This is a genomic window from Parachlamydia sp. AcF125 (genome assembly GCF_018342475.1).
In the GTDB taxonomy this organism is placed as follows: Bacteria; Chlamydiota; Chlamydiia; order Chlamydiales; family Parachlamydiaceae; genus Parachlamydia.
Genome location: NZ_JAEMUD010000002.1, coordinates 379428 through 399040, shown reverse-complemented (window position 1 = coordinate 399040; position 19613 = coordinate 379428). Strand labels below are relative to the sequence as shown.

17 protein-coding genes and 1 tRNA gene are annotated in these 19613 nt (G+C 38.8%); 7 read left to right on the top strand and 11 right to left on the bottom strand.

Going from position 1 to position 19613, the window contains the following annotated elements:
- Positions 1-17: 17 nt before the first annotated feature.
- Entirely contained in the window at positions 18-2660 is a 2643-nt protein-coding gene (locus tag PARA125_RS05780; RefSeq protein WP_213157773.1) for a hypothetical protein, read from the bottom strand.
- A 302-nt stretch (positions 2661-2962) separates the two neighbouring features.
- A complete protein-coding gene (locus PARA125_RS05775; RefSeq protein WP_213157772.1) occupies positions 2963-3550 on the bottom strand; it encodes a BON domain-containing protein in 588 nt (195 codons plus the stop codon).
- Positions 3551-4192: 642 nt separating this feature from the next.
- Between PARA125_RS05775 and PARA125_RS05770 the strand changes: the two genes are divergently transcribed.
- The 3 genes from PARA125_RS05770 to PARA125_RS05760 all read left to right on the top strand — a co-directional run bounded on the left by PARA125_RS05770 (position 4193) and on the right by PARA125_RS05760 (position 8050).
- Positions 4193-5947, top strand: a complete 1755-nt coding sequence (locus tag PARA125_RS05770) for an F-box protein (RefSeq protein WP_213157771.1) — start codon at positions 4193-4195, stop codon at positions 5945-5947.
- A 410-nt stretch (positions 5948-6357) separates the two neighbouring features.
- Positions 6358-7563, top strand: coding sequence for a cyclopropane fatty acyl phospholipid synthase (gene cfa / locus PARA125_RS05765; RefSeq protein ID WP_213157770.1), 1206 nt, complete (start codon positions 6358-6360; stop codon positions 7561-7563).
- Between the two features lie 130 nt (positions 7564-7693).
- The gene (locus PARA125_RS05760) at positions 7694-8050 is read left to right on the top strand and encodes a hypothetical protein (RefSeq protein WP_213157769.1); all 357 of its coding nucleotides are present in this window, start codon (positions 7694-7696) and stop codon (positions 8048-8050) included.
- A 285-nt stretch (positions 8051-8335) separates the two neighbouring features.
- Here the strand turns inward: PARA125_RS05760 and PARA125_RS05755 are convergent, their stop codons facing one another.
- Positions 8336-8725, bottom strand: a complete 390-nt coding sequence (locus PARA125_RS05755; RefSeq protein WP_213157768.1) for a MazG nucleotide pyrophosphohydrolase domain-containing protein — start codon at positions 8723-8725, stop codon at positions 8336-8338.
- Between the two features lie 459 nt (positions 8726-9184).
- On the bottom strand, positions 9185-9649 hold the full coding sequence (locus PARA125_RS05750; RefSeq protein WP_213157767.1) for a DUF2165 domain-containing protein: 465 nt from the start codon (positions 9647-9649) through the stop codon (positions 9185-9187).
- A 420-nt stretch (positions 9650-10069) separates the two neighbouring features.
- Here PARA125_RS05750 and PARA125_RS05745 point away from each other — a divergent pair, with 420 nt between their 5' ends.
- Positions 10070-10366: a hypothetical protein gene (locus tag PARA125_RS05745; protein ID WP_213157766.1), complete on the top strand. Its 297-nt coding sequence runs from the start codon at positions 10070-10072 to the stop codon at positions 10364-10366.
- A 105-nt stretch (positions 10367-10471) separates the two neighbouring features.
- Here PARA125_RS05745 and PARA125_RS05740 read toward each other — a convergent pair.
- A tRNA-Asn gene (locus PARA125_RS05740) sits at positions 10472-10543 on the bottom strand.
- Positions 10544-10661: 118 nt separating this feature from the next.
- Positions 10662-11732, bottom strand: a complete 1071-nt coding sequence (locus PARA125_RS05735; protein ID WP_213157765.1) for a hypothetical protein — start codon at positions 11730-11732, stop codon at positions 10662-10664.
- A gap of 290 nt (positions 11733-12022) precedes the next feature.
- Between PARA125_RS05735 and PARA125_RS05730 the strand changes: the two genes are divergently transcribed.
- Positions 12023-12775: a caspase family protein gene (locus PARA125_RS05730; protein ID WP_213157764.1), complete on the top strand. Its 753-nt coding sequence runs from the start codon at positions 12023-12025 to the stop codon at positions 12773-12775.
- 202 nt (positions 12776-12977) lie between these two features.
- On the opposite strand, the gene groL is transcribed toward PARA125_RS05730, so the two are convergent.
- From groL to pepF, 3 genes are all read right to left on the bottom strand, one after another.
- The gene (groL, locus tag PARA125_RS05725) at positions 12978-14600 is read right to left on the bottom strand and encodes a chaperonin GroEL (protein WP_213157763.1); all 1623 of its coding nucleotides are present in this window, start codon (positions 14598-14600) and stop codon (positions 12978-12980) included.
- Between the two features lie 38 nt (positions 14601-14638).
- Positions 14639-14968, bottom strand: coding sequence for a co-chaperone GroES (locus tag PARA125_RS05720; RefSeq protein WP_213157762.1), 330 nt, complete (start codon positions 14966-14968; stop codon positions 14639-14641).
- A gap of 125 nt (positions 14969-15093) precedes the next feature.
- Positions 15094-16905, bottom strand: coding sequence for an oligoendopeptidase F (gene pepF, locus PARA125_RS05715; protein ID WP_213157761.1), 1812 nt, complete (start codon positions 16903-16905; stop codon positions 15094-15096).
- Between the two features lie 241 nt (positions 16906-17146).
- Between pepF and PARA125_RS05710 the strand changes: the two genes are divergently transcribed.
- Positions 17147-17446 carry an HPr family phosphocarrier protein gene (locus tag PARA125_RS05710; RefSeq protein ID WP_213157760.1) on the top strand — a complete coding sequence of 100 codons (300 nt, stop codon included), beginning with the start codon at positions 17147-17149 and terminating at the stop codon, positions 17444-17446.
- A 53-nt stretch (positions 17447-17499) separates the two neighbouring features.
- On the opposite strand, the gene PARA125_RS05705 is transcribed toward PARA125_RS05710, so the two are convergent.
- Complete coding sequence (locus PARA125_RS05705; RefSeq protein WP_213157759.1) at positions 17500-17913, bottom strand: bifunctional nuclease family protein; 414 nt, start codon at positions 17911-17913, stop codon at positions 17500-17502.
- A 55-nt stretch (positions 17914-17968) separates the two neighbouring features.
- Positions 17969-18652 (bottom strand): ribose-5-phosphate isomerase RpiA, encoded by a 684-nt coding sequence (rpiA, locus tag PARA125_RS05700; protein WP_213157758.1) that lies wholly within the window; start codon positions 18650-18652, stop codon positions 17969-17971.
- A 104-nt stretch (positions 18653-18756) separates the two neighbouring features.
- Here rpiA and PARA125_RS05695 point away from each other — a divergent pair, with 104 nt between their 5' ends.
- Positions 18757-19509 (top strand): Nif3-like dinuclear metal center hexameric protein, encoded by a 753-nt coding sequence (locus PARA125_RS05695; protein WP_349305690.1) that lies wholly within the window; start codon positions 18757-18759, stop codon positions 19507-19509.
- Positions 19510-19613 lie beyond the last annotated feature (104 nt).

The following is a 19613-nucleotide window of genomic DNA, read 5'->3' as shown; positions in this document are numbered from 1 at the left end:
CGTCAGAGATTGTCTCCTTATTTAAAAATAAGAGGAGTTTGCCTGGTAGAGGAGATTAGCTGCGACTTTTTAAAGGTTCTATAAGCTAGAGGCAATGTTTCATCTAAAGAGGCTGAAAAATTAAAGGCAAATTGGTGAAATTCTTTCTGTGAATAGCACTTTAAATGTTTGATAAAAGTGCCTTGAAAAATATAAATATAGTTTAAAAACTTTTTAGCTTCAAAACAATCGAAAAAAAATGCCACGACATTTTTAAAAAAATAGGTGTCATTTCTGTGGGCTAATTGAATAGCCCATTGCTTTAAGGCTTTTTTGGCATGGGGGCATTCACTTAAAATCCTAAAAAAAGTTTTCGCAAGGGTAGAATCCAAATGGGTTAACTTATGGCGCAGCAAGGTTTCCAGATATTGAAGATGCGCTTCTGCCACCTCTTTGAGTACCCTTTCTCTTAACACTTGAGCAGATTTAATCTCTCTTCTGTGAAGGTGTTCAGATAGGAGGAAAAAATAAAACGAAGGGAAAGCTGATTCCTTTTTTACTACACTCCATTTTTTTAATTGTGTTTGTGCATACCGGATTAATTTGAAATAGGTATTGTCAGGCATTCTAACAAATGTTTTATCCTCGTTTTGTAAAAGGGTTAATGTTTGATTTAAAAAAGAAAGGTCAGTTTCAGGCTTTAATAAGGATTCTATTTCTTCTATTTCTCCTAGGAGCATTTTGGCGGCGAAAAAAGAGGGTTGGCTATTCTTTTTTAAGCCAAATTTTGTGAAAAAAAATTCAATGTATTTCATGGCTTCTAATAGCTTTAATTTCACGAGAGTCTCTAACGCCGGAATAAAATCTTGAGGAGGGTGTTGTAGATATTCAATGGCGGGAATTCCATAGTGAAAGATAATTTGGTAAGTAGAATAAGAGGGCTCCAGGACAAATCTGTTTTTAAAAAGATGGATAATATTTTCGTAAAACACTCTCATTAAATGAGGTTCATTTTTCAATTTTAAAAAAATAATTTGAAAATGGCTAAGGTTTAAATTTTGGATGGCGAATTGCATGAGAGATGGAAATGTTTGATGGCTTTCCCTGTCGTTTAATCCTAACCAATGACTTAAAACTTCTGGAGGCCTCGTTTTTGCCCAAGTGAGGGGGGATTCTGAAGTTAAATCGGAATAGGCGAGACAGGGCAAATTGCTTGCCTCTTTTTCAAGGAAGGGAAAATTTAAGAGAAGAGTGTTTTTTAGTTTTAGAGGAAGTGAAAGATGAAAATAAATGTAGCGCACAACAGGAGTTAGAAAAATAGGGTGATAATGGCGCCTATATTCCAAAATTTTTTCCACAAGGGCATGGTTGTCTAAAAAAACTTTTTCCGTAAGTGCCAGCTTGGCTTTAGGAGAAGTTTCCCCATATGCTTCAATTAATAAATCCGCATTCCCCCCATTTTGTTCCATCCACGGCTTTAACTCTTTGTAAAGCCGCATAATCCTTTCTAGTTGTCTTAAGTAATTTTGTATTTGGTCAACCGCTTCTAATTGTAAAGCCAAAATTTTTACTACATACGCAGGTAGCACATCTATGAGAGATAAAAACATGGATTTAGGTTTTTCACAGGTATGAATGATCCTGAAAAATAGTTGAACAAGTGGCCCAATTTCGGAAGATTGCATGTTTTTGACAATTTCGTTAAAAAGTAGGCAAAATAAAGCTCCCTTTTGAGAGCTAAACGGATAAGAAAATTTGATTTCTTGGGTGATGAGCTTTTTTTCAAACGCTTTAAGAGGAGTAAATTCTAAGTTAGGAAGAGTAAGGTTTAAAAGTTGGTTAAAGAAATATTCTGCAGCCGTAAAGGTTTGAATTTGACTAGCGACATGAAAAAGAGAATAAAAAATGTCCGTATAAATAGAGCTGATGGTGATAGAAAAAGGCAGGTTTTTTGCGGCTTTAAGTTTAAAAAAATTTAAAATGTGTGATTGGGTTATAAAAAGAAAATTTAACGCTTTTTCTGTAGAGGGTATTTCGCACGACAATAGGCTTTCTATACAAGCAAAAAGCTCTGCCACAGGGGGATGAGCTTCCAAATCAAAACTCCTCATGTAACGCTCAGTTAAATTCTCGATTTCTTTCTTTGAACCTAGCGCAGGGGTTGAGCGGAATTGATTATGAAAAAATAGATGTTGGACAATAATCTTTTTTGCTAATAGACGATCAGTTTCATTTTCCCGGTTTGAATAGATCACCGCGTAAAGGTCATCTAATTGTTTTTGCTGGATAGCCCCTAAAAAAGAGGGAACTTTAATATAATCTTCTAGGCAAATCATCAGCTCTTCCATTTGGTATTGATGAGCAAATTGATTGAGTTCATAAAGTTCGCTTAAATTTTTTAGGTTTTTTTCTAAAAAACTAGTTATTAAAAAACTAGAAGAGGGATTGCTTAAGTAGCCTAAACAATTTAAGAGAAGGAAAAAGGTGGTTTCTGAAAGGGAAATTTTTATGGGGTGGGAACTGTTAAAAATTTTTTCTAAGTGAGGCCATTCACTAAATAACCCCAGGAATACTTTCTGCTGCTCACCACCCGAACAAATAAAAGTCACCTGCTGATAGGGATTAAAATAAGAGGAGGGGTTTAAGTTCATACAAGGGGAAAGGGAAAATGGAGCTTCCATGGGAGCGACCTCAAAAATAGATAAAAAGTAGATGGCTACCTTGAGTTTGGTGGCAAATGGTTTCACTTAAATAGTTGGTTATAAAACAAGATAGCTAAAAATGTTAATGTACGCTGTTTAGGAATAAAAGGCGAGAAGGAGAGAGATTTTGTTTTAACATAACTTATTGGTTATAAGTTGCCTTTATTACATTCCGGGGATGTGGAAGTCAGATAAATTGGAGGTTAACGGAGGCCTCTTTTTTTGCAAATAAAGTAAAGGAAAGTCCTAGCCTATTATTGCTATTAGGCTAGGACTTAAAGTTATTTACTAGAGATGGACAGCTTGCTATTAATTCTTTGCACGCCGTCGATTTGTTTTACCAGGGATTCAATTTTATTTTTTTCGCTTTGAGTAGCCACATTTCCAATCAAGGTAACTTCACCCTTAGTCACCGCGACTTGGATACTTTTGCCTTTATCGGAAATCGTTTTGTCATTCTTAACTCCCCAGCGGATTTTTTGGATAATATCGTCATCCAGTGAAGCTCCTGAATGAGTACGCACATCTGCTTCTGCCACCATTTTGTAGGAAGGTTTGGGGCGACGGGGATTAGCGGTAGAGGGAGCTTGTGCTTTGTAGTTGTTTAAAGTGGCTGAACTCGAGGGAGTAACTGTAGAGGTCGGACTTGAGGAGGGGGTATTTTGCTGCGCGGCATTCTGACTAGGAATATTTTGTGTGCTTGATTGACTGGCAGCCTCTTTTCCTGAAGGATTAAGAGCTGAGGGATTGGTTTTTGAAGGAGTTGTCACAGGACTGGAGGTCCGGTTAGCATCTTCAAAAGCATGTAAGATAGAAGATGTTACTAAGAAAACGATCCCTGCTACTGCAATTTCTTTAAAATTTTTCATAATTTCACCTTTATTCACTTCAATTATTAAATTTTGTAAACTTTTATCAGAGGTAATTATTTAATCAATCCACAGGAGATTATCTACACGTTTTGTGTGCTTGTATTTTAAAATTAATTCAAATAAAAAATAAATTCAATGTATATTATGATTTTTATTTTTAATTTAACAAAATAAAGTGATTGATGGGGCTTTGCCGAAATAAATGCCTCTCCGCTCTTTCCTCTTTTAAACTTAGGAGCCTATAGTTTCTGCTAAGATGATAGAGACCTGTGAGAGAGCTCTAACTTTTTTGGATTTGTAAAAAATTATCTATGCAAATTCTAATGCTTTATCAAGTTAGCCAGCAGGGCATTATCTAAGTAATCCATGGCAAATAGGTAAAATGCTTATAAAGCCATCTGTTTGTTAAAGATAGATGAGATTAAAGTTGCAAGGGAGGGAAAGCCTTCACTTTCTAAATAGCGCTAAGCCCCTTTCGCCTTTTGCAAGAAGCAATCAATCGATTAATTTTTATCTGAAAGATCAATTGCCCTCTCATAAGATTTTAAAGAAATTGGGAAAAAATTGAGCTATTTAGTATAACTATCTTAAGTTATTTATCGTAACTAACTTAAAAAGCTTTAAGGAAGAGAGTCGTTTATGTCGTTCTTAATTGCCAATAATTTGAATGAATTTCGCAACACTTTAGCTGAGATTAAATCAATTAGCGATACACCTAACCTTTATTTAACGACTAAGCTAACCAGCAGCACAAAGCTGAAAATGCCTTTGAAAGTGGCGGAAGTCGTTTGCGAGCTTGCTGAAAAAAACCAAAGATTTTTGACAAGTGGGGATAAAGACACATTAGTCAATATAGTAAAAAGGATTGAGAGCAAAGCGCAATACGCCAAGGGAAAAGAGAAAGAGGAGGCATTTGTCGCAATCATTGAAAAAATAAAATCATTAAACCTCCCCCAGGTTATTTCTGGCCTTCCTTTCATTGGAAATACGAACAGTTGGGCTAAACCAAATAACGTTATCAAGCAAAAGCACATACCTAATTCAGGGGATAACGCACAGTGCGATAATCCCCCACCTAAAAGGAGAAAAGAAAATCGCTCTTTGAACCTAAGTCCATCCCTCGAGTTAGAAGATCTGCCTCAGGAAATATTTGAACAAATATTAAGTGCTCTAGGAGGGGAAGATTATAAAAATTGCTCAGAAGTCAATAAAAAATGGAATACAACGCTCATACAGGTCGCAAAAAGAAAAGAGGCTTTCCTCCTTTGCAAACTTATTCAATGTGTAATGGATCACTGTGATTCTCAAAAAGCTTTCTTTTTTGATGCTGAGCAAAACGCTAGTTGGTTGTCATATGATTATAGTAGTGACTTTTGGCATGAGAATTTAAAAGTTTGGCAGGAGAATTTAAAATTTTGGCATGAGAATTTAAAAGATTTAGAAAAAATAAAAAACAGCCTCAACTTATCAGCATCAGCGACACTTATTCAACTGGCAAGTTCTCTTTTCTGTGAAAAAATTAAATTTTTGTTTGTCTTAACCCGCTATCCAGAATACTGTAAAGAATTAAAAGAACGAGCCCAAGTCTTAGAATTGCCTTGGCTTTTCAAAGGTATTTTTGATCCAGCTACACATTACTACCCATGTATTTGGGATGGCATAAGTAAACTAGTAAGAAAAAATCTGCTTGGGAAAGCCCTAGAAATTGCGCATAACCTTTCCGACGAAGACGAAAAAGGTAAAGCTTTCTCAAAGGTCTCTATCCTTTTAGCAGAAGCCGGCCATCTTGATAAAGCCTTAGAAATTGGGCATACAATTCCTCATGAATACAAAAAAAGTAAAGCTCTTGCAAAGATTTCTATCCTCTTCACAAAGGCTGGCCATCTTGAAAAAGCATTAGAGATTGTAAAGACAATACCTGGGGAGTTCGAAAAAAATTACGCCCTCTCAGAGATTTCTATCCTCTTAGCAGAATCTGGCCAGTTTATTAAAGCGCTAGAATGTGTAAACGCAAATGTTTGGGAATCTGAAAAAGATTACGCACTCTCAGAGATTTCTACCCTCTTAGCAGAATCTGGCCAACTTGATAAGTCGCTAGAAATTGCAAAGACGATTTCTGATGAAAAGCAGAGAAATGCCATTCTTATCAGAATAGCTTCCAAATCAGCAGAAACTGGCCAGCTTGATAAGTCACTAGAAATTGCAATGACAATTCGTGGGGAAGACGAAAAAGATTACGCACTCTCAGAGATTTCTACTCTCTTAGCAGAAACTGGCCAATTTGAAAAGGCGCAAGAAATAGCAAAAACTATTTCCCATGAAGAGCATAGAAAGCCCATCCTTTTCAGAATAGCTTCCATCTCAGCAAAAACATGTCAAGTTGAGAAGGTATAAAAATCGCCCATGATTTATTTAGTAAAAATTTTTAAAAATAGTTCCCTATTCTTAAAAAAAATAACCTAATGTGAACCGGCCAATTTCTGAAAGCATTAAAGTTGCAAATGCCATCCTACCTTTCGTACACGAGTTTCCCAAAAATCCTTCTTTTGCCAGCTTTTCCAGTCAATCGCATTCGCTTGTGTGGGCAAATAGCTAAACCGATATTCCTCTGTTGCAGAATTCCACCATTTTTTTGATTTATTTTTAATTGAGAATAGTTTCAATGTAATTAATAAATTTAGCTTTTTAATAAAGTAGTTTTGTGCAGAATTTGGTTGTTCTTTTAGGCTGCTTCATTGTCTAGATGAAAGGATTGTTTTTGCACAAATTTTTCAATCCTAATTCGGATTAAAAAGGAGACGAAAATGGAAATTTTAAAATGGTTGAGTTTAGCTATTTTTTTTATCTCTCTCCTGCTGGGGATTGGCGTGTTATTTTTTCCTCGATTTTCAGGCCGTTCACCTAAACACACCATCCAAAATCTTGCCGCTTTAGCAGATATTCAAATTAACGGAACGCGCCCCTGGGATATACGCATACACAATGAGGAGTTTTATCATCGGATATGGCGAGATGGATCGCTTGGCTTTGGGGAGGCCTATGTGGAGAAGATATGGGATTGCGAGGCCCTCGATATATGCTTTTCAAAATTATTAGGGGCTAACTTGGATCAGCAGTTTGCCAAGTCCGGGATTATGCTGTGGGATACTATAAGAGCGAAGCTTTTTAATTTGCAAACCAAAAAAAAGAGCTTAGAAGTGATTGATAAACATTACCAAATTGGAAATGACCTTTACCAAAATATGCTTGACCCTACTTTAACTTATAGTTGCGGGTATTGGGAACATGCGCGGACGCTAGAAGAGGCTCAAAAAGCTAAATATAATTTAATCTGCAAAAAGTTGCATTTACTTCCCGGAATGAAAGTGTTGGATATCGGATGCGGTTGGGGAGGTTTTGCTAAGTTTGCAGCAGAGAATTATGGAGTGCAGGTGACAGGTATTACCCTTTCGGATAATCAAGCCGATTATGCACGCTCGGTAACAAAGGGTTTGCCTGTGGAAATAAAAATGCAAGATTATCGGGATATGAAGCAGGAGATTTATGACCGGATTTTAGAAATTGGGATGTTTGAGCATGTTGGAGAAAAAAATTATCGAGAGTTCATGGAAGTGGTTTACCGGCACCTTGCTCCGAAGGGGCTATTTCTTTTACATACCATTGGGGCCAACGTCACGGCCACTCTCGCTGATCCGTGGATTAGTACTTATATTTTTCCCAATGGGCATCTCCCCTCAATTGCTCAAATAGGAAAATCTATCGAAGGGCTCTTTGTGATGGAAGACTTGCATAATTTGGGGCAAGACTATGACAAAACTCTTATGGCTTGGTATGGCAATTTTGTTAAAAATTGGGACAAGCTTTCCAAAAAATATGGGGAAAAATTTTATCGCCTATGGAGTTATTATCTTTTATCCTGTGCCGGAAGCTTTCGCGCAAGAAGCCTTCAACTTTGGCAAGTCGTGCTCTCGAAAGAGGGAATGATCGATAAATACGTCTCTATAAGATAATTAGAAATTAAACCAAGGCAGAAAAAGTTTAAAGCAAAAGAGAGAAACTTTTCTTGATTTTCGTGCTTTGGTCTGTTATCAAACAATTAAACTTATTCACTTTATTAAACTCGTTTTATAGGAGGGAAAAATGTCTCACCATCACAATCATCAAGATCATTGCTGTGGTTCATGTGGCTGTGGAGATAATCACCACCACCATCATCATCATCCTCACGGTGAACATGAGTGCTGTGAGCATCACCACCATGCTGTGGTCGAAAAAGATTTTGCGCACCAATTATTGGAAATGGCAGATGAAGCATGGATGGAAATTTTGAAAGATAAAATTAAAGAACAAATCTTATCCACTGACGGTTCTAATCTTGAAGAGTTAGCTAAAATGGTTTCTCAAACAAATCACGACCGCTGGAAACATAAAATTGCTACTAATGCGACAGTCCATGAATATAGAGAAAAGTTTTCTTCCTTTTTTGATAAGAAATAAAAGAATTAAAGGGCCTAGAATGAGGCTAGGCCCCTCAATCTCTTTACCTGTCGGTTGATAAGCTTATTTAAACCCTTTGAGAGGCAAAAGCTTGCCAAGCTATTGTTAGCATTGCGCTAGCTCATTACAGTGCGCGCCTAAGGTTCTTCAAAAGCAGGAGAAAAAGGAAACAGCTTTCTGTAAAGGTCGCGCATTGTGAATCGAGAGGATGTTAAAAGGGCAAGCCTCAGAAACCTTAATCGAGTGTGAGCGAAGTAAACCTATTTAAATGCACTTGGGCTTTTTTTAAAGGCTTTCTTTTTTAGCTTTATTCCAGTATTGCATCAGAACTTCCATGGGTTGGTTTTGCAAGTTAACGTAGCCATCATTCTTAACCAACGCAACCATAGCTGCGTATCTTTTTTGAAATTTTTCCACACTTTTTAACAAAGTATCATGCGGGTCAAAATGGCAAAAGACCGCAAGGCAGATAGAGGCTTGTATCAGATCTCCGATCTCTTCTTGTAAATGAGCTCTATCCTTTTGCTGCCATGCTTCTTGAACCTCAAGGCATTCACTGTGAATTTGTTCAATTAATTGGTCGATATGTTCCCAATAAAATCCGAAATTCTGAGCATTTGTTTCAAATTTTTCAACAAGTTTAAATAAGTCATTATTCTGCGAAGCTTCAGGCATTTTTTCCTCTTAAGAACAGGGGACCACAACGGCTACCGGTTAGGGAACTCTAAAAGCCAAAAAATTGCCCTCCCGTAACTGCACCATTTAACATAGCTCGAATAGGGGATTTATGGGTAGAAATTTGGGCTATTCTTCATTTTAAAAAAATCCTAAGATTAAAAAGCCTTAGAATGGCTTCTAGCTTAGGTTTGCCTTTTCCTGGATGTTAATAAACCTTAAATTCAAGATTGAGGCTTTTAAAAAAAAGATGCCATCTTTTCTTTGAAAACTATTTCGCTACGTATGATCTAGTTTTTCCCTTTTGGGTGATAAGCAAGGGAGAAAAGAAGGTTTAGTCAAATAAAAAAACTGCTCTTAACTAAAAGGAGAAGGGTTAAAATCTTTGATGACCAGCTGAAACAAAAGTAATAAAAATGAATGAAGTGCCTATTCAAATGTCTTCGACTTTTTCTACCTTTAAGGTTCCTCGTATGCGACAAAAAGCATGCTATTTAACATAACTACGGCAAAGACAGCTGCTTTTTGCTGCATGTCTGCTAAGGCGGAGTGTTGCCACATATAAAACCATTCTCCAGCGATAACGACAAATCCCAACATAAATAGTCCAAAAGCAAGTGTTAGGCTTAACAGTCCCAACCGTTTTCCACCGCGTTTTAACAACATCAAAATAACCGAAAGCCAGCAGAGCAAGGCTATAGTGGCTTCAACGAGGATAATAAGGATGTAAGCCGAGGTGATAACCCAAGGTGACTGAATGGCTCGCCACACTACATTGGAGGCTTGGACGCTTTCCATCGCTAGAGTGCTTTGAACGCACCAATGGTTGGTTTCATAATCTACGATGTTATTGAGGGTAACCAGGGAGAAAAAAGCTGCGATTACTGCTAGAACAAATATTTTTAAGTGTTGTATTTTTATCAAGGCGAGATTCCTCAAATTAAAATTAATTTAATAATGCAAAGATGAAGGAGAAATTCCCTCATATGGCACGCACTTCCGCTGGCGGGACTAGTGAGGGTCATTTAAGAGTCTGTGCCTGCCCACTTTTCATAGCCTCTTAGGTCTAGCATTGAATTTGAAATTGCCCGCCAAAAAAAACTACGAATACTAGATTTGAATTAAATTAGCGACCAACAGATTGATAATTTTATTTGCAACTAAGCAGCACCCAACCTTTCACTAAGCATAAATACAAGATATTTAAAAGTTTAGAAATCTTTTTGAGCTTTTTGCCAGCTTAGCTAAGCCTTAAATTTTAAGGGAAAAATTTGGGCCAAAAGAGGGAAAGGCCTATCGCCGATATAGTCAGTTGTGAAGTTATACTTCATAGGCGGTTTGCCCATGTTAGGAAAGCTTTTTTTACATTCCCCAGAGACTCTACGAAAAGGGCTAGGCCACATTCAAAATCGTTTATCCAAACTCATTGATATGTATTTGGATGGAGCTATGGATTCAGAGGCCTATCAGCAAAAGCTTGGGGAGTATAAAAAACGACAACAAGAGATTACGCCAGAAATGAAGGCTTATGTCAACACAGGCGATACATGCCTGCTGATCACAGCGAAGACAGTATTAGATTGGGCGAAGGGAGCGAAAGAAATCTTCACGAGTTCGAAATTGCCTGAAACACAGCGATGATTGATTTTTGTCTTTTCTAACTTGAAATTGGATGGGAAAAAGCTGTTTGTAACACTGCGTGAGCCATTTTGTGTGCTCATAGCAGTATCACATCAATCAGCGAATCTCCGGATGTAAGATTCGAACTTACGACCAATGGATTAACAGTCCACTGCTCTACCGCTGAGCTAATCCGGATCATTTAAGAAGTCATAATCTTATGAAATTGGATATTTTAATGCAAAGAGATTTGCATTTTTTTTCATTTTTTTGCATGGGATGCTTTTGAATAGCTTGTGAAGCGGTTTTTAGCATTCTAGGTTGTCGCGCTTGTTGGGTGAAAGCCAAGCTGGGCATACAAAGCATGGGTCACGGTGGTTTCAGAAGGCGAGTTCTTGAACTTGAGAACCGGTGTATAGGTATCTATGACTTTAGCCCCAGAAATTAGCTCATCTGCTGTTTTTGCCTCAGAGGCCAAAGATTTCTGAGGAATTTCTTCTTTTAAAGCATCTTTTGGTATAACAATCTCTCTTTTTACAGCTCTGTATCCGACAATTTGTTCTATATTGTCTGGATGATAAAGTTTAAACCCTTTGATAATAGTAATATGGAGGTTGTTGTCTTTTACTTGAATGCTAAAATGTTGGGGAAAATTGGAGCCATTTGCAATATACTTGCCATGCTCTGAAACATAGGCTGTAGGCTCTACAAGCATAGATTGAGTCATGAGATTTTGCACATTAGTTTGCAAGGTTTTATTATTATCGAGATATTGCAACATCGTTTCATCGGCTTCTACCATGGTAGAGTGGCGGTCTTTGCCGTTTTGATAAGCAATTTTAAAGGTATTTTCTCCCACACTAAAGGCGTTCATCCGCGGGAAATCTTTTTGGAATTGCTGAGGTAAATGGAGGGTGGGCAGTCCTTCAAAGGCAACTTCCACCATCTCGTTTGCATGCTTAATTCCTTGTAGGTTTTCGGCAAGAGAAGCTAACGCTTCTGCACTTTCTATAACTGTCAGTTTTGAAGAATTTACTTGAAAGCCTTTCCGCGTACTTTGAAGATCTTCGGCCCTTTGGCTTTTTACAAAAGAAAAGAACTGCCGTTTTTGCGTATAATTTATCATTCTGGCAGAGATCGAAGAGGGGGAGGAAAAAAAAATCTGGGCTTTAAGTTTGAATTTGGCCCAGAGGGATAAATCTTTAGGAGCGCTGGGTGTGTCGTGGATAGAGTTTTTTCCAACCGCTGAGATTTCCGGATCTTTTGCATGGAGCCCTCCTCGAAAGGATTTAGCCTTATAAAGAGGATTTTCTCGCATAAGAGTTGCCCTATTAGGCTCAAAAGTAGGATTGTATCTTTGCCACCCTTCGTTAATTCGGTCAACCATAAGGGGCTCCTTATGTTTACAAGTTGTTGTATTTTTTATTTTAATGATAAGCTTAAGTAAATTTTGAAGTAAAGAATGTTTTAGTATACAATGGGTAAGCTTATAGTTTTTAGACCCCTATAGATAATGAGCGTATAGTTGGAAACAAAGCTTTTTTATTTAAGAGAAAAGCTGAGGATCTGAGGATAAAAATTTGAATTGAAGGTAGCTTAGTTTGAGACCGTTTTTTCCCTTCAAAACAGGAAAAGCTGAGTTGCCCCTTTCCCAACAGCGGAGTAAAAGAAGACCTTATGCGTATAGCTCCTATTTTTATTATTTTAGCTTTAATTTTTAAGACCTGCGCAGAAGCGGGGGATTTGCATGCGATTATAGTGGCGGATACGATTGCAGCAAATATTAGCCAGTCTGTTAAAATGGACTTAAAAAAAATAGAAGCGGAGATTTCCAAAATTTCTCTGTTTGCTAATCTTCCTATGCGCAAGTATCTAATGATAGGAGAAAAAATCACCTCCTCAGAGATATTATCCACTATCCAGAACCTCTCAGTGGGGGAGGACGATGTGATTTTATTCTATTTTTCCGGGCACGGTTATCGGACAAAAAGGAAAGAAAGCCCTTGGCCTAATCTTTATGTGACATATGAAAATAACGGAGCTGATTTTGATTTAATTGTCAGGACCCTTGAAAACAAACATTCCCGCTTGCTGATCGTCTTCGCGGATGTTTGCAACAATATCATTCCTGATTTGTTCGCTCCCCCTTTAGTGGCGAGAAGTATGAGTATGGAAAACCTTGCAACAATCCTCGACGCTTATTCCGCCTTGTTTTGCGAGTGTCGAGGAAAAATTTTACTTGCAGGTGCAAAGACGGGAGAGTTTGCCTGGTGTACAGTGGACGGAGGCCTATTTACGAATGCTTGGGTACACTGCATGGCTAAAGAAGTTAAAAAAGGGGGAGCGGCTAGCTGGCAAGCTCTAATTGAGCAAGCAATCCTTAAGGTTCAAGTTGACCAACAGCCTTACTTTTATATTGAACTCAAATAAATAAAGCTCTTTTGCTTATCTTTCTTGCCTTTATTTCTTCTTTTTTTACCTTGCTTTCTGTTCCTCGGTTTTGAGTATGTTAAAAAGAGCAAGATAAAAAATCGTGGGGCAATCCTACAAAGTGTAAAAAAAAAGGGAAAGGGAGCTAGTGAAAAGAGCCCGTTTTCCGGGCTCTTCATTGTTAGACTGCTAGGGGAGTGGATTAGTAATCCATTCCTGCTGGCATTGCTGGCGCTGCCTTTTCTTTGGGAATTTCCACTACAGTGGCCTCTGTGGTCAACAAGAGGGAAGCAATCGATACGGCATTTTCTAATGCCCAGCGAGTGACTTTCTTAGGATCTACAATGCCTGATTTGAACATATCTACATATTCGCCAGTCAAAGCGTTATAGCCGTGAGTGACGGGTAGTTTTTCTACCTCTTGCAAAATGATAGAGCCTTCCTGTCCAGCATTTTCTGCAATTTGGCGAAGGGGAGCTGAAAGCGCACGCGTAATAAGGAGGACGCCCGTTTTTTCATCGCCTTCAAGAGTTGAGGCGAGTTTATTCAGGGCAGGGATGCAGCGAACAAATGCCACTCCACCGCCGGGAAGAATTCCTTCTTCAATCGCTGCGGCTGTGGCGTGCTGAGCATCATCTACGCGATCTTTTTTCTCTTTCATTTCTACTTCAGTGGCAGCACCTACGCGAATCACAGCAACGCCACCTGCCAGTTTTGCAAGCCGTTCTTGTAATTTTTCTCGGTCGTAGTCAGATTCTGTTTCTTCAATTTGACGCTTAATTTGGGCCACTCGATCTTTTAGACGTTCTTTATCGCCTTGCCCTTCGATCAAGGTTGTGTCATCCTTTTTGACAATCACTTTGTTTGCTTTTCCCAGCATCTCAATGGTGGCTTGTTCGAGCTTCATTCCAAGCTCTTCGCTAATCACTTGAGCACCTGTCAAAATGGCGATGTCCTCAAGGATTGCTTTGCGCCTATCACCAAATCCAGGAGCTTTCACAGCACAAATTTTAAGTCCAGCTCTTAAACGGTTCACCACAAGCGTGGCCAACGCTTCGCCTTCCACATCTTCTGCAATAATCAAAAGAGGTTTACCACTTTCTGCGACAGTTTGTAAAAGAGGAATTAATTCTTTGATTGCTGCAATTTTCTTTTCGTAAATTAAAATGTAGGCATTTTCAAGAATACACTCTTGCGTTTCTGGGTTTGTCATAAAGTAAGCAGACAAATAACCGCGATCAAAGTTCATACCTTTTACCACATCTAAGGTTGTTTCAAAACCTTTGGCTTCTTCTACTGTGATCGTTCCATCTTTACCCACTTTTTCCATGGCATCTGCAATGATTTTCCCGATTTCAGGGTCATTGTTTGCAGAAATGGTCGCGACTTGAGCGATCTCTTGCTGGTTTTTAATAGGTTTGCTGAGAGTTTCTAATTCTTTGGCAATTGTTTTAACAGCCTTTTCCATCCCTCGTTTGAGATCCATGGGGTTAGCCCCAGCTGCGACGTTGCGAAGCCCTTCACTAAAGATGGCTTCTGCAAGGACGGTTGCCGTTGTGGTTCCGTCTCCAGCTTTATCGGCAGTTTTGCTGGCGACTTCTTTCACCATTTGAGCGCCCATATTTTCATGCTTGTCTTCTAACTCGATTTCTTTGGCAACTGTTACACCGTCTTTTGTGATGTGAGGAGCCCCATAAGATTTATCGATAATGACATTGCGTCCTTTTGGACCGAGGGTCACTTTGACAGCATTTGCTAAAGTGCGGACTCCTTTTAGAATATTTTGACGCGCATCTTCTTTAAATTTGATATTCTTTGCAGCCATGTTCATTGCTCCTTAAAGATCTTTATAGTAGTTGTCTCTTATTGCTGGATGATAGCTATCAAGTCATCTCCACGCACGATGACGTATTCTTGATCGCCAAGAGTCACTTCTTGACCCGAGTATTTTTCCATCAGAACAATATCCCCCACTTTTACAGGAGAGGGGATGAGCTTGCCATTTTTATCTTTTTTTCCTGTTCCAACGGCAATGACTTCTGCTTGTTCTTGTTTTTTCTTTGCAGTGTCAGGAAGAATGATTCCGCCTTTAAGCTTTTCTTCTGTTTCTAGGCGACGAACTAAAACACGATTGCCGAGCGGCTTAAGGGTATTTTTACCTTGAGTCGCTTTCAATTCTTCTGCTTGAGCCATAGGGTTTCTCCTTATTTTAATGTTTACATCTTGCAAGCAAGGCTTGCAGGCCTATAGAAATCAAAAGATATATCTCTCCACGCAATTTTTTTGCAAGCCTTTTTAGCAGATTCTTAATTTGAGTGCTAAGAAAATAAAAGTTGCTCCAACAACTTCACGTATTCGTCAAATTTATGGATAGCGGATTTTACAGGCTTAGGAGTTTGCATGTCGACTCCTGCAGCTTGCAGCATTTCAATAGGATATCCGCTTGATCCACCCTTTAAAAATTGCAAATAGGCTTCGCGCGCGGGTTTTCCCTCCGTCACTACCTTATCGGCTAAAGCCAAAGCCGCACTGATTCCTGTGGCATATTGGAAAACATAAAAATTATAGTAAAAGTGGGGAATACGGGCCCATTCAATTTCTGCTTCAGTATGGATCACTGTTTCACTTCCAAAATATTTTTCATTTAATTTCCGATAGGCTTGTTTCATGGTTGCGGGGGTTAAGGGCTCGTTATTTTCTGCCCTCTCGTGAATGAAAAGCTCAAATTCAGCAAACATGGTTTGGCGGAATAAAGTAGAGCGAATATCTTCAATTTTTTGGTTGATAAGATAGATTTTTTCTTCTTTGGTCTTGGCACGTTCAAAAAGTAGTCGGGTTAAAAGGTCTTCGTTAAAGGTTGAAGCAACCTCCGCTAAGAAAATGGGGTAATCGCTATAGTGATAAGGTTGAGAAGTTCGGGAAAGGAGACTGTGCATACTATGACCCGCTTCATGAGCAAGTGTAAAAGCGTCATTTAAAAGACCTCTATAATTCATGAGAATATAGGGCATGCTGCCATAGCATCCGCTTGAGTAAGCCCCCGATCTTTTATTTTTATTCTCATAGCGATCAACCCAGCGCTCTTCCTTCAAACCTTTGCGCAAAAGATTTTGGTATTCGGCGCCTAGAGGCGCTACGGAGTCGATAATCAAATCCTCTGCTTCGGGATAGGAAATTTTCATTTCCACTTCTTTAATGAGAGGGACGTACATGTCGTATAAATGCAAAGATTCTAATCCTAATATTCGACGACGTAAACTCATATAACGATGAAGAGAGGGAAGCTCTTCATTGACCGCTTGGATCAGGGCTTTATACACTTGGGTATCGATGTTTTTTGGAAATAAGGCGGCATCTAAACAAGTGGCATAGCGGTGAGAATGGGCATGAAATAAATGGCTTTGAACTGCTCCTTGTAAGAGTTCGCTAAGAGAGTTTTCATATTTAAGATATTGGCCGTGTAACTGATTGAAAGCATTTTTTCTGAGGAGTGGATCATGCTCCCTTAAATAAATTCCATAAGTTCCATGGGTTAAAGGTTTTTGTTCCCCTTGGCTATCTGCCACCGCTCCAAAATCAAAATCGGCATCATTAAGGGCGTGGAAAGCTTTATAAGGTGTTTGCATAGCTTTAGCAGCCATTGCACAGAGGGCTTCTGCTTCCGAAGAGAGGGTATGCTCTTTTTTTCTTAAAATTTTTTCGAGAAAAAACTTATAGGAAGCTAAAATAGGGGAATGGAGAAGCGTATGGAGTTTTTCCACATTTTGAGATAAAAGTTCAGGTTCAATCCATGCAGTCGCTTGATTAAAGTCATGCATAACTCCGGCAATCTTATTATATCCTGCCTTATGTGGGTCGTGTGCGATATCTTCGTCATTTCTTAAATGCGCATAGGTGTAGAGTTTAGAAAGTTTTTCTTCATGCTTAAATAGAAGATCGAGCAAGGATTTTAAGGTTTGGGGGCTCTCTGCTAAGCGGCCTTTAAAAGCATCGATATCAGGCCAAGAAGGGTGTGGATTTTCCCCAATCGTCTCGGTAAAAGCGTTTTGCCAAGTTTGAAAAGAAGGGTATAAAGCTTCTACATTCCAACAGTCTTTCGAATCGACTAAATTTCTGGGTTTGACAGTCATAATAAAATTCTCCATATGCTATACTGGTTGTGAAAGTGAAAGAAAGGATTCAACTTGAAGCTTATAACTTTTCAAAAAGGCTAGCTTAAGAGGCTTTTATACTGAATTTAAGGGAATTTTGACTAGGAAAAGCTTGAATGCTGAGACTTTAAAAAAAAAACATTTGCAAGTAAATACTAAGTCGATTTATCTATATACCCGCAAGTGAAATTTTCCTGTTTTGCAAATATTAGGAGGAAGAATGTCGATACAAAACCCTATGGAAAGATGCAAGGCTAAGGGGATATTTGTAGTTCGAAATGAACGGGGACTTCATACACGCCCTTCAACTGAAATTGTGAAGTGTGCAGCAGGTTTCAAAGCGGATGTTTGGTTAACCTATCAAGGAACTGAGGTAAATGCAAAGTCTCTTTTGGGAATTTTGATGTTAGCAGCAACCCGGGGCTCCCGCATTTCTGTTACAGCAGTGGGAGTTGATGCTCAGCAAGCTGTTGAAACCCTTTTAGACCTCGCACGCAATAAATTTAATATCAATTACTAGTTTTATAAATTTAAGTAAGAGGGGCCTTTCTCTCCTTTTTGATGTTTAAACTCTTATTCTTCCACGGCAATTGTTTTTTCTAAAACTTCTCGCGTGCAATAAACGGGAACGTTGTTCATGAGCGCCAGAGTGAGGCAGTCGCTTGGTCGAGCATCAATTTCTAAAATATGTCGCAGCTCTCCAACAGTTTGTTCAAGAAATAAACGAGCAAAGTAAACGGTATCTTGTAAATCGGTAATCACGACTTGCAGGATTTTAACCTCTAACCCTTGCAAAATTGAATCAATCAAATCGTGGGTGAGGGGACGAGATTTTTCTAAGCCTGTTAAATACATTTGTAAATTCCGCCCTGTCGTGGGATCGGTGTAAATGGCAAATCGCTTCTGACCACTCCCTAAAATCACCACTGTATACGAACGGGTTTGCATAATCTTATCAAACGACAACGGGATTAATTCAGAATGCATAGCTTCCTTTAGATGCTCAGTTTAAATTCGTATTTTAGTCAGGTGTTTTTTTTTGTCACGAACGAATTTCAACTCGCCCATCTGGGAAGCCAATTAACACACGTCCTGCTAATCCAGAGAAAAAGCCTGTTTCCACGACTCCAGGAATAGACTGAATTTTTTGGTTATCTTCTTCAGGTGTTGAGCACGGTCCCGATAAAGAAACATCGAAAATATAATTACCATTATCCGAGACATAAGGGCTTCCCTCTTTTTCGCGCAACTTTCCTTTGTAGCCAAACGTGTCTAATTTTTTAATAGTTGCTTGGTAAGCAAATGGAATGATTTCTACGGGGAGGGGAAAAGACCCGAATTGTTCCACAATTTTAGAGGAATCAATAATCACCACCATTTCTTTACTGATAAAAGCTAGAATTTTTTCGCGCAATAATGCGCCTCCCCCTCCTTTAATCATCCTTTTTTGAGAATCGATCTGGTCTGCCCCGTCAATTGTTATGTCTAAATAGGAGACTTGGTTAGCAGGGAGAAGGGGAATTTTTTGTTCTTGAGCTAAAACCGCAGAATGTTCGGATGAAGCGATGGCTTGAATTTGCAATCCTTCTCGGCAACGTTGCCCTAAAGCTTTAATAAAATAATGGGCGGTTGAGCCTGTTCCTAATCCTACAAGCATCCCCTCTTTTATAAGTTCAGCTGCGGCTTGGCCGGCAGCTTCTTTAGCCCGAGAAATAGCATTTGACATTTTGGAGCATCCTTTATTAAATAGGTCCAACTTTCACAGGAATACAGCAATAAAGACAAAAAATGGTTTAGCCTACTCTATTAACTGATTTTGGAATGAGGATGATTACATTACAAGAACTATCTGAGTACCTTGAGACTCTGTTGAAAATTCCTGGTTTGGTAGACTACTGCCCAAATGGGCTACAAGTAGAGGGCCATGACCAGATTAAGCGCATAGGAATAGCTGTCTCTGCGAGCTTAGAAACAATCCAGCAAGCTTCCCGCTTAAATTGTCAGGCCTTAATTGTGCATCATGGGCTTTTTTGGGAGCGGGATGAGTTTCCCATCGTAGGAAGTAAACAAAAAAAACTCGCTTTGCTTTTGAAGCATGGGATTTCTTTGATCGCTTATCATTTGCCTTTGGATGCTCATGCCGAATTTGGAAATAACTGGAAAGCTGCAAAAGATTTAGGATGGTTAGATTTAAAACCTTTTGGCTTTTTTAATAAGGTTCCGATTGGCGTTCGAGGGAAAATTTTGCCTCAAAAGAGAGAAGCTTTCCAAGAAAAATTAGAGCTTTATTACGAGCATCCAGCGCATGTCGCTTTAGGCGGAAAAGAAATGGTGGAAACAGTGGGTTTGATTTCAGGAGGGGCTTATCGTTCAATTGTGGAGGCGGCAAAGGAAAAACTAGACTGTTTTATTACGGGAAGTTTTGATGAGCCAACTTGGCACCAAGCATATGAGGAAAAAATAAACTTTTTCGCATTAGGTCACGCTGCCACAGAAAGAATTGGTCCCCGGGCGTTAGGAGAGCATTTAAAATGCAAGTTTTCAGTAGATTGTTGCTTTATTGATGTTTTCAATCCTTTTTAATCAAAAGAGAGATATTTCCTTTTTCGAAAGAGCTATGGCTCTTAAAAAGACCCCTTTTTAGGGTTTAAGAGGTCATAATTAAAAATTAACATAGGGAAATGGAA